The 11223-nt window shown below is 56.0% G+C and carries 9 protein-coding genes and 3 pseudogenes; 4 read left to right on the top strand and 8 right to left on the bottom strand.

Going from position 1 to position 11223, the window contains the following annotated elements; genetic code table 11:
• Positions 1 to 333: 333 nt before the first annotated feature.
• Positions 334 to 986: pseudogene (locus C442_RS20595) on the bottom strand (IS6 family transposase).
• Positions 987 to 1211: 225 nt separating this feature from the next.
• Here C442_RS20595 and C442_RS21340 point away from each other — a divergent pair.
• The 3 genes and pseudogenes from C442_RS21340 to C442_RS20605 all read left to right on the top strand — a co-directional run.
• Positions 1212 to 1400, top strand: a pseudogene (locus C442_RS21340) (IS6 family transposase); the annotation flags it as partial.
• A gap of 895 nt (positions 1401 to 2295) precedes the next feature.
• The gene (locus C442_RS20600) at positions 2296 to 4065 is read left to right on the top strand and encodes a transposase (protein ID WP_008313953.1); all 1770 of its coding nucleotides are present in this window, start codon (positions 2296 to 2298) and stop codon (positions 4063 to 4065) included.
• Positions 4066 to 4418: 353 nt separating this feature from the next.
• Positions 4419 to 5523: pseudogene (locus tag C442_RS20605) on the top strand (tyrosine-type recombinase/integrase).
• Between the two features lie 924 nt (positions 5524 to 6447).
• On the opposite strand, the gene C442_RS23250 reads toward C442_RS20605, so the two are convergent.
• The 4 genes from C442_RS23250 to C442_RS23190 all read right to left on the bottom strand — a co-directional run bounded on the left by C442_RS23250 (position 6448) and on the right by C442_RS23190 (position 8670).
• Entirely contained in the window at positions 6448 to 6600 is a 153-nt protein-coding gene (locus C442_RS23250) for a DUF7837 family putative zinc-binding protein (RefSeq protein ID WP_449404577.1), read from the bottom strand.
• A gap of 174 nt (positions 6601 to 6774) precedes the next feature.
• The gene (locus C442_RS20615; RefSeq protein ID WP_080504368.1) at positions 6775 to 7038 is read right to left on the bottom strand and encodes a DUF7389 domain-containing protein; all 264 of its coding nucleotides are present in this window, start codon (positions 7036 to 7038) and stop codon (positions 6775 to 6777) included.
• A 63-nt stretch (positions 7039 to 7101) separates the two neighbouring features.
• A complete protein-coding gene (locus C442_RS20620; RefSeq protein ID WP_008313955.1) occupies positions 7102 to 7926 on the bottom strand; it encodes an N-6 DNA methylase in 825 nt (274 codons plus the stop codon).
• A gap of 303 nt (positions 7927 to 8229) precedes the next feature.
• Entirely contained in the window at positions 8230 to 8670 is a 441-nt protein-coding gene (locus C442_RS23190; protein ID WP_008313956.1) for a hypothetical protein, read from the bottom strand.
• Between the two features lie 106 nt (positions 8671 to 8776).
• Between C442_RS23190 and C442_RS20630 the strand changes: the two genes are divergently transcribed.
• The gene (locus C442_RS20630; RefSeq protein ID WP_008313957.1) at positions 8777 to 9145 is read left to right on the top strand and encodes a hypothetical protein; all 369 of its coding nucleotides are present in this window, start codon (positions 8777 to 8779) and stop codon (positions 9143 to 9145) included.
• A gap of 8 nt (positions 9146 to 9153) precedes the next feature.
• Here C442_RS20630 and C442_RS20635 read toward each other — a convergent pair whose 3' ends face one another.
• The 3 genes from C442_RS20635 to C442_RS22505 all read right to left on the bottom strand — a co-directional run.
• The gene (locus tag C442_RS20635; RefSeq protein ID WP_008313958.1) at positions 9154 to 9540 is read right to left on the bottom strand and encodes a hypothetical protein; all 387 of its coding nucleotides are present in this window, start codon (positions 9538 to 9540) and stop codon (positions 9154 to 9156) included.
• Positions 9541 to 9615: 75 nt separating this feature from the next.
• On the bottom strand, positions 9616 to 10515 hold the full coding sequence (locus C442_RS20640; RefSeq protein ID WP_049943160.1) for a transcription initiation factor IIB: 900 nt from the start codon (positions 10513 to 10515) through the stop codon (positions 9616 to 9618).
• 57 nt (positions 10516 to 10572) lie between these two features.
• Positions 10573 to 11223, bottom strand: a 651-nt coding sequence (locus C442_RS22505) for an SWIM zinc finger family protein (RefSeq protein WP_008313962.1), incomplete at its 5' end; no start/stop codon positions are given.

The following is an 11223-nucleotide window of genomic DNA, read 5'->3' on the forward strand; positions in this document are numbered from 1 at the left end:
TCTGGGCATCACCGGACGACTGCAGAAAATACGCTGCAATCCTGACCACTAGAAGGGGCCTGCAGTCCCGGAGGGAATCGATGAGATGCGCCTCCAAGTACAGGGACAGGACGGTCCCAGAGATGATAAGACGGGAGAATCCAGCAGACCTGAAACTGACGCTGTCCAGCGACTCGTCAGAGCCCACTCCAGCGTTCGCCCAGTCCCAGAAGTTACCGGATCGATACGTGTTACAAGTGTACGCCTGTTATATCATGATAAGTATGCTTAGGCTTGTAAATTAAAATAGTTTCTATAGGGCATTATCTAGTTCTGGACTACCTCAGCTGGCGTTCATCCGTCGAGTGCTTGGTTCGGTCGCCCGTGGTTGTAGTGGTGTCTGAAGCGTCGTAGCCACTGTTTCGCGTTGGATTGACTGCCCCCCAGAAGGAATGAAAGCGGTCGATTCGCATGGTCACAGTCTGGAACCACTTTTCGATGTGGTTCCGGATTCGGTAGTCAAGCCGACCGCTCAAATCGTTTTGTGAGAGGGCAGTCAGATAGCCGCCAGCATCGACGAGAAACTCTGTATCGGCGACATCGTGTTTCTGAGTGAGTCGGTGCAGGAACGCCGCCGCGGGGTCAGTCCCGCGGCGGCTGAACACGTCAACTTCGAGAAGCAGCTTTGATTCAGTGTCGACAGCGGCGTACAACCACTTTTTCTCCCCGTCGATCTCGATTTGTTTCTCATCGACCGTGACCCGCGACGGCTCTGCTGTCGGCGGGTCGCTCTGCGCTTCAGACAGTGTATGCACCCAACTCCACACTCCTCCGTGAGAACGATCGACACCCAGCAAGTCTAAGATAGCAACCGTCTCCCTGATCGACAGCCCCGCAGTATGGAGACGCACCCCAAACCGCCGGACGGGTGTCGGGGTGCGCTCATTCTCCCAAACATCTTGGCTGTCCTCATCTAACGTTTCTCTGAGGAGGTCTGCGAGTTGCATGGATACTTCTCGCTACGGCCTCTTCGTTTCTCAAACTCCCTCAACTAGACAGTGCTGACCAAACGGTATTGTCAGCAGTCTAGTGGTTGGTAGAATTTGAGATCCCGAAAACGTGTCTCCTGGCTCGCGCACAATAGTTGAGACTGGCAGTCTCAATGCATACGAAATGAGATTCAGGGGCATTTTGGCTGAATTAGCTGTTCAATCTGGATGCGAATTACTCGGGTATTTCTCTTCGATGGTGCGAAACATCTCCAACCTGCACTGCAACGAGCCGGGCTCCGATTTCAGACAGAACGCCACGGAAATCGAAACGCCATCGAACGTATTTTCCGAGAAGTAAAGGGTCGAACCTCTTCGTTTTCAAACTGCTTCAGCAACGTCGAACCGAGTACAGCTGAAAACTGGCTCTAGAGTTTCGCTCGCTGGCACAATGCTCCAAACTAAACACTGCCATTTGTGGTGTGTAACCAGTGTGCGGTAACAGTGTTCGTTATCCAACCGCCAATTCGACCAAAGATAACCCCGAGTACACATAATACACTCAATATAACCACGGAGAAGATAGTGAACATAAACGGTCCGCCCTTCCAGCTTGTAATATATGCCATATTAGGCGGGATAGATGAAATAAAGCTAATGATGGCACCAATAAATGCAGTGCGGAGTCCCGCGGCACCCGGATCTGCCGAACGAGCGACTGCGATACCCCCAGCAAGTACGGTCCCGAATAACAATATTGAACCAGAAGGGCCCTGTCCAGAGATGGACAGCGAATTTCCGACAACGTTGATAGCTAGCCCACCCAGCGCACCGAGAACTGCAATCCGCCATACCTGAGGAATACCGCGAATTCGAGGGGTATATACCATACCAAATATACCCATGTGTCTTTGTGGTAATATAGGTTCTGTTGAAATCCCATTCTTCAGACATAAATTGGGATGAAACACCCAGTCGCTGAAGGGTGCGAACTGAAGAGCAAACTATTCTCTCTATTCACACAGAAGGGGTTCAACCAGCCGCCCTCTGTGATTGAATTACATCTCGAAGTAGAAGGAAGCCACCGGCTACGGATAGTACACCACCGAGCAACAGTACTAATGACTGGGTGGGTACTGTAGACATCGGCCCTGAAACAGACGGTTTCAGTGCTATCAGTAAACTGCCACAGGCAATCATTCCAAGAGCTCTGTTGTCCATCTATCGGATAGAGAACTCACAACAATGTGTATTCTTGGATAGTAATTATATCACCTGTACTGAGCAGTAAACGGATTCTTGAGCCTGCCGTGGCCAGCATCTCGTAGTGGTTGCGAGCTGTGATTCTCAACGTACTGTCTTTCGGCGAATCGCACTACAGTCATACACAGAATGGCCAGCATATGGTTCGACGCCACTCTACGACCGGAGTTCCCTCGCCGGCCTGGAAGAAGACATCTGGACCGTTGCGTCCACATGGTTCGACCATGAGGACCACCACTCCGTCGACGAGTTCGTGTCTCACTANCTCGCCGGCCTGGAAGAAGACATCTGGACCGTTGCGTCCACATGGTTCGACCATGAGGACCACCACTCCGTCGACGAGTTCGTGTCTCACTATCCAGTAGCGTATGTCGAGTTTCGACCATACGACCGGTATTCGGGAGCAACCGAATACGAGATGGCCCAACTGTTCCGACTGTTTCTACTCAAAGAAATACACGGCTGGACCCACGAGACGGCACTCCTCACGTACCTCACACACCGCCCTGATCTCCGTGAGCAACTAGACCTAGAAACGGTTCCAGACCAGTCGACGCTGTGGCGCAGTTGGCACAAACGATTCACTACAGAGCTTCGCGAGACAATTGAGGCTGCTGCGCGGACGATTCTAATCAAAGCTCAGAACGCGGGCGTTGACATTCCGCGCGAGCCAGAACGGCACTGTCCATCTTACGGTGACGAAGCGGACGAAGCAGACCCAAACGATCAAGCCGTCCTCGACGAAGCGGGATCGGTTACGGACCAGGTCAGCCGTATCGTCTTCCCAGCCTTCTCACTGAATCGTGACGACAGCTCTGAGATCCACGAGAACGCTTACTGGGACTTACAAACGTATCTTGGCCTTCGAGAACGGTTGGCTGCTAACGAAGGAGCCCGGAGTTTCGTCTATGAATCGAACCGGGATCAGACGCCGTTGGGACACGCCCATCGTGATCAGATTCGTGATCTCTCGATCGAGCAAATTCGAGAGATGTATCGGCAGGCTGTGACTCGACTGTTGGGGGAAGCAGTGGAAACGGGAGAGTTCTTCCGAGCAGGGATCGTCGCTATCGATATCACTGAGGCGGACCCGTTTACAGGTGGCAGAACCGGGCACGAAGACGAGATTATTGGGACAAAGGAGAAAACCGATGAGTACGCTTATCAGTGGGCTACGGTCCAGTTAGTCGGCAATGCTGTCCCAATCGTGTTAGACGCACGTCCGGTTCGGAAAGGCGAGACTCGTAAAGAAATAGTCGAGGACCTGCTCAACTCTGCCGAGGAACTGGTTCATGTCGATAACGTATTGATGGATCGGGAGTTCGACAGCCAACATATTCTAGAGATGCTCAGCCAGCGCGGGCTGTCGTACGTCGTCCCGAAACGAATGCAGACGAGCGAGAAAGCACAGGCCAAGCGATTGCTCCAGCGCGGCCAGGATCGATACGAGACCGATAGGAAACTGCATCTTGGGAAGAACGAATGGCACGAGACGACGCTGATCTACCGCCGGAAAGAAGATGCAGAGCACAACGACCACCGGAAATACTCGGTGTTCATGTCCAATCGCGGTAGTAGCTTCCTCACTGAATACGGGTATCGGTGGGAGATCGAGAGTGGCTACAGGTCGATTAAGCGATTCATGGCCGCAACGACATCGAAGGATTTCGGGTTACGGTTCTTTTATTTCGCGTTCGCGTGTCTCCTGTACTCGATTTGGCGAGCAGTGGACCTGCTGGTACAGGTTGAGTTGACCGACGACTACGAGCATTCGCCAATTGTGACGGCCGATAACACGCTGACGCTGTTGAAGAAGGAAACGGGAATCGGATAGAGAGAGGTTTTACCCGTGTTAGCGTGGCGTCTGAGTGGCAATGCTGTCGGAAGTCGCCGAAATTCGCGCATGTCGTTGGAAGTTCAATAGGAATAGCCGTTTGGAGAACAATCTGAGCCAGTTCCCGATCACTGAAACAGCCGAAACCATGCATCATAGCCCCGCTAAACCCCTGTAGTCTCAACTTCACCTCGCGCAGATTTAGTATAGCATTATATAATTTATCAAAACCAAGATATACAGATATCTTCACTGTCAGTCTCTGAAACACGGATATTCTGGTTTTGAGATTAGGTTTGTATTATTTCCATAAGCACCACCAGTTTTAGGCGGGAGGCCGCTGTACGGGAAGCATGGATCGGCTTCCGCCTGCATACGACGCTACTCCTGGGGATGACGCCCTCGAAGCCGCCATCGAGAAACGACTCGTCGATATCGACTCCGGGCGCTACCGAACAAACGTCGCCAGCGTGCTGCGAAAGTTCGCAACGTGGGCTCGGGACCAGCATACCATCTCCAATCCAGAGGATATCGACGATGATCTCTGTCGGCAATACGCTCGTGACCTCGCCCGGGCTGACGGCAGAGACGATATCTCACCCGAGACCGCCCGACGCTACTTCGCCTACGTCCGCTCGTTTCTCACATGGGCCGTCTACGAGGGCCTGATCCCGACGAACCCAGCCAAGACCAACCACGCCGANCTCGTTTCTCACATGGGCCGTCTACGAGGGCCTGATCCCGACGAACCCAGCCAAGACCAACCACGCCGAAGGACCACTTCCCACCGACGAGACTGAAACAGACCAACAGTACTGGACGGCACGCGACCGCGATGCTATCTGCGCTACTGCGACCGCCCGCGTCGACGATGCCGGCGAAAGCGACGACGTCGACCGCACGGCGGCATACCGCGACCAGGCACTCGTCTTCCTACTTGCATACTCAGGAGCCCGGAGTGCAGAACTGGTTGCTGTCTCTGATGACGAAGAGCGGAACGGCCTGCGGTGGCGGCACGTCGACCTCGAAGCCGGCACAATGCAAGTATTCGGCAAGAACCGTTCCCGCGAGTCTGCGCCGATCCTCGACGATGCACTTCGCCCGCTTCGGCGCTGGAAGCAACTTCGAGAACCCGACGAGAACGAGGCCGTGTTCCCCAGACTCGACAACGCTGCGAAAGCGCTTGATCCCACGCCGTCGATCACCACGCAGTCGGCCCGGGATATCCTCACCAAACTCTGTGAGTGGTCCGAGTATGACTTTGATGAGCCGCTGAAGCCACACGGCGCTCGCCGTGGCCTTGGGCGAGAAATCTATCGCGAGAACCCGCAGCTGGCACAGGACGTGCTCCGACACAAGTCCATCGAGACGACCCACGAAGGCTACGCACAGGAGGCCGCAAAGCGGACACGCGATGAAGCGAACGAGATCATCTCAGACACAGAACGGCTGTTATAATACAGCAACTCCATTTATGGCTGCAACAGCCAGTACAGGTGGTCCATGTACGCCGAGATTCGTACGGACAGGGAGACTGCAAAAACGTTACCCGCCACACAAACACAGCTTCTTCATATGCCCTCCAGAGACCCTCCGAGTCAGTGGACAGACCCAGAATACGTATCAACTGTTGTCGGGGTGCTTGCTACTGGCGCTTTGATATTCTACAGTTCGCTCACGCAGTCCGGTCCGACTGTCGATGAGATCGCATTCGTGATTCTCACAATCACTGTTCCTACTACCGTCGCTTATGAACTCGCTCGTCGCTTCGGGTGAGGGATACACAGGCCACAGCGTAGCCATTTCACACTCTCTGAAAAAGCCCCATACCCACAGTAATCGATAGTGGCTGTGATGAACTCATATACTTGCTGACTTATCCATCACTCAACCAATGTTTCTGCAGCATAACTATCATTACTTAGCCACGACTGGACCATTCATGGGGGCAATAGTTCAGCGTGGCCAACGCGGAAATTCCGGGGCAATGTCCACAGTGTGGCTCCATCGACATCCGGGTAGTCAAGGTTGCACCGGTTGATCACAAGCACGGGGACGAGTGGCGTACCCGTGCCGAGTGTACCCACTGTGGCGAGTATACTGAATGGTTCTAATATCGCAGCGGTGAGGGTGACACTCCGGGCCTGCGTTGACACCGCACGCAGGTACCGTGACGGGCCCCTATTGTAATACTCAGTCAACCGTTGGTATGGACGCCAGTACGCTACTATCAACGGCTACAATTGTTGTTTCGGCCTCTGGATCTTCTCAAAACCTGCTACGCTGGGGCTAACCAACACCAGCGTACAATCCACTCTGAATGTTGGTTAGTCACTTCTCGAAGCCTCTCAGACTGAAGAACGCGAGTCTGGGAGTTCGGGACTACTCTGGTGCAACGACATCTTCACACATTGGACACTCGGCCCAGATACCCTCCGTACCATCGTCTTTCTCGTATTCAACCAGCAGCCACGGAGTTGTGATACGCTCGCCACAGTCTGGGCAGCGACCGAGACTTCGCGTGTCATCAGACATGGAAAGGGGATGGAAGGAGCGTGTGACAGTGTTCCTTCCACGCAAAAATTGCCTACCCTCGGATATAAGCGTTTAGCCACTGCCTCGCGCCAATCAACAGAACCGTGTGTTCCGCCGTCACGGTCACACTCACCCAACCGCTGGGCAGTATAATGGAGAGTCCTACTCGCCGTCTTACTCGCCTGCCTCGTCTGCCTCGGGCTGAACATCCCGAAGCCGACCACTGATCTCCTGGTCGTACTCTTCTAGGAGCTTGTAGAACTCCGCAATCGTCTCCGCAGCAGTCTCACCCTTCGATTTGATCGTCACTCTGTCTTGATCGCGAGTGTCAGTGCCTCGATCCAACCGTGCTTCCATACTGCACCCAAAGTCCGTTCGTTCGACCTTTTCAACTGAGTCTGGAGCCGTCTCTGGCTCTACATCTGGTTCACTTGACATGGGTCTTCTCGGGACGCTCTCACTGGACCGCCCCGCACCCGACTGGGGCACACAAAACAGCCGTCAATCGCTGCCCTCGAACGCACCCAGACTGGCCTGCTCACTCGGAACAGACATCCCGACGCGTGGTGTTCGCTCTTCCGCGCCCGTGTCTGTCCCCTGCGCTGGACTGGGCTGGTTGTCTCCTTCGACCGTGTTCTCGAAGGCATCGGTCACCCACTCGTGAAGCTCCTCGACCTCCTCGTCGTCGAGTTCGCGAACGCTCCCACCCAGCGAAGAGTACAAGGTCTGCCACGCTCGCTGGAACTCGACAGTCAGCGAGTCGCCCTGAATAACGTAGGCGTCCAGATTCAGGAAACAGCAGTTCGACGCCGTCATTCGGGCACACAGTGGGTCCTTATCTTGCCCGACAAACAGCGCGTCTGGCTGCTTTCGACCGGCGACCAGTAGCATCCGACTGCTCCCACAGGCCGGGTCAAGGACCGTCTGTCGGTCCTCGGTATCATTCTCGTCTCCGACGCCGGCGATCTTAGCCATTGTCTCGCAGACGGTGTGTGGTGTGAAGTGCTGGCCGAACGCATCGCTGGACAGTCCGTATTCCTCGTAGACAGCACCCAGAACGTCAGCATCGGTGGCCGCCATCCGTTCTTGGAGCTGGCCGAACGCCTTGGCGAAGAGGTCGACCGAGCGCTGTCCGTCTGGATGGGCCATGTCACCGCGCTCGCGATAGTCGTCGACAATCTCCAGATATGGATCGTCTCGGTCCTGCAGTGCGAACAGCATGAGGTTGACCCAGTCTCGGAAGACCGTGTGCGCGCTGTGTCCCCGCTGGCGAATTTGCTCAAGCGTTTCAACAATCTCGTCGACGTCGATCTGTGGCGAAGCCATGCTCTCTCGGCCACCAGAGAGTCACAAAATCTGGCCTGCCGGAGAACGTCGCTATAGAAGGACTGCCTGTCGAGTGTTCGATCACGAGTCTCCACTGGAGAAGACGGGGAACCACTCGCGGCACTCGGTACAGGTGGTTCCACGTCGTATTTCCCCATCATGAATCGGGTCTATTCCGTTCGGGGCATCGCAATGTGGACACGCAACCGTCTCAGCGTATTCACTCTCACTCATCCCTACCAGTACTCCGACTCGACACACCTGATTCTGTCGTACTCAGTAGCGAAAGAGACCTCATAGCAGCTACGACGGGTCGTACAGGTCTTCAACCCCCCGTCGGTAGTAGTCCTGGCTGGAGTCTGGAACGGGATCAGCCTCCTCTATGTCCTTCGCGATGACGCTGGTGAACTGCTTGGGTGGCTTCCAACTGCCGTCAATTTCGCGGGCTTCGGACTCTTTCAGGACTGCATACTCACCGTCAGCGGTGACGTACAGAACACGAATCCCCGGCTTCTCACTCAGTGGCCCTCTGAGTAGCTTTCCTGTTCGTGTATTCACTAGCCACTCAAGTAAGAGCCCGGCCCGACACTGGATTGCATACAGTTGCACTTCGTTCTCCTTGGGAGATTCTGTGCGCCCGTTGTCGGCCCACGATTGGGGCAGCGACCGATTCTCAGTTGCATCTTTCCATCGCCACTTCAACTTTTTCGGCCCCGTGTTCCCTCGTCGGTATCCACTACTCATTGTTGGATTCTCTCAGCCACTAGAGAAGCACAAAATACGCTCTGTATCGCCTCTATAGCAACTTTTTTGCTGTTTGAGGGTATATGTGTTAGTACGAGGACTCATCATGAAAACAGCCGAGTCCCCCACTACGACTAGCGAGTGTTCGCCCCCAGATCAGTGGATATCCCGCCAGCCCAGCGGGACCCGTGATCTTGACTTCCGGAAGATTCGTGACGACCGATCAGCAACGTGGAACGCCGCCCTCGATGCCAGTGTCGACGTAACGAAGGGCGGCCGTCCGGACCTGTTTCTCGTCTCCGTCGACGGCGACTGTCCTGTGAACTGCTCGCTGTCCGAGCATCCAAACGGGACCCACGCCGGCTGGTGCAGTTGCGAAGTCTTCCAGGCGACGACCGTCTGCCCGCATCTCTGCGTTCTCCGCCAGCACGCTGCCCTCGGCGATCTCGACCTGCCAATGCGAGACCAGACCTGAAGCACAGCTCAGTCGTCGCCCATCGAGACACCGGCCAGCGGCCGGACGTCGACGCGCCCAGTCCGATCGTGGTCAAGACACTGGCACAGTCGTTCTCGAACCGTCGCCTGCGAACACGGCTCGATATCAACACCCAATCGTGGGTCGTCTCGAATCTGGACGTACTCTGCGTCGACGTCCAGCGGCGTGTGCTCGACCCGGCACCAGATTGTCGTCGCTCCAGCCCGGTCTAGATCGGTCACGTACCGAGCAGCCACCGCTTCGTGACGAAGTTCGACGAGAACTCGTTCGACAAACGATGCGACTTTCGTTGGCGACCGTAGCGCTGGGACCGACGCAAGAACAGTCTCAGAGTCGTGCTGTGCCGCCGATTCTGGAGTATCAGTAACTGACATATGTCTCTCTCAGGACGTGCTTGCTGGCTCGCCCTGCACCCCACCAGGGCCCGTAAAACAGGCCGTCGCGAGAATTCATTCAACGATATGCTCCTCGATCTCCTGGAACCACTGCCGGGCCGTCGTAATATGCACATCCAGCGGCTCGCAGATCGTCGCTTGCGTGAGCCGGATGTCTGACTCTTTCCCGGCGAGATATAGAGCGCCAGCTGCGATACCGTCTGGTCGCCCGTTGACCGCTGTTGACTCGGTCGCCTGCTCTGCCAGTTCGAGTGCCCGCTGGCGAATCTCCGGGGAAACGGCGAATGGAAGGTCCGAACAAATCCGTGCCACCCAGTCCACCGGAAGCGACACTGGGATTGGGAGATCGAGTTCCACCAAGAACGTCCGGTAGCAGTTCCAGACGTGCGATGCAGAACACCGGGCAACATCGGCTACCGTCTCCATCGTCACGAGGCCGTTGCATCGGCAGGCAGCATACACAGCGGCCGCTGCACCGCCCTCGATTGAGCGCCCGATTAGGAGGTCCTTGTTCTGGGCTTCCCGGAAGAACGTAGATGCCTGCTCTTTCACCGCCTTGCTCTCAGACAGGGCACTCGCGATGCGTCGGATTTCGCCAAGCCCGTGAGCGAGATTCCGGTCGCGCTTGCTGGTGAACTTCGACCGGCCGTGGAGTTGTCGCTGGCGAGCAAGCCGTCGACGCCGTCTCGGAGAGATATCTGCACTCTCGACGCTCCCGATGTTCGTCGACAGGCCTTGGTCATGCCGAGTGGCCGTCCGAGGTGCGCCCGTCCGTTTCTGTTCCTCCTTGTCGTACGTCTGCCACGCTGGCCTGCGGTCAATCTGGTCTTGCTCGGTCACCAGGCCACAGTCCTCGCAGTGCGTTTCTCGGCTGGTGCTATCGAGTTCGCCGCCACACTCGGGACACCCCGGCGTAGCTGCAGACAACGCTGTCTGGACAGTTTGTGAAGACATATTTCGAGACATCCTCTCACCTGACCAGAGGGGCAGAAAACACACTGCGGCCCCCGGTTAGGCGTCTGGCAGTTTCCCATCCGGGCGGGGAACTCGGTCGGCTTCGATCTCGATCTCGACCCGGCGACGGTGCTTGCATCGCTCGGCCTCATCGGGACAACTGCACGTCTCCTCAAGCACATCCACCTCGTACCGGCTATCTGACGCTGAGTGGACCTCATAGCGACCGGGCTTTGCGAGGAAGGAAACGTCGATGTCTTCCTGCTTCGCTCGTTTCGTGCGTGGTTCATCCTCGGAGGTGACAGCCAAGGGGTCCTCAGCTGGACTCGTGACGGGGCCGTCGTCAAACCGAACCTGCATGACCCCGCCGTCAGCGACCGCTTTCCGTGGTTCGCCGTCAACGTGTAGTCCAAACTGGTCGTCGAGAGCGTCGTCGTCAACCCACTGTGGAATGGGTCGCTCGCCGGTCGCGAAGGCGACCCGCTTCTGGTGTTTGCACTCCTTGCCGGGGTTGAACTGTTTCCACTTGCACTCGCAACTCCCTGTTCGAGTATCGACAAGGTACTCTGAGCCGGAGCCAGAGTTGACCAGGAAGAGGTCGTCGGCGTTTCGTGCCTGACCAATTGAGTCTAACACGGTCATGACTTCGGTCAGCGCCCGAACGGTCCGGTTGTTCGGGTTAGCCTCCTCCAGTTCGCTCTCGTCGAT

The organism is Haloarcula amylolytica JCM 13557 (assembly GCF_000336615.1).
GTDB classification, from domain to species: domain Archaea; phylum Halobacteriota; class Halobacteria; order Halobacteriales; family Haloarculaceae; genus Haloarcula; species Haloarcula amylolytica.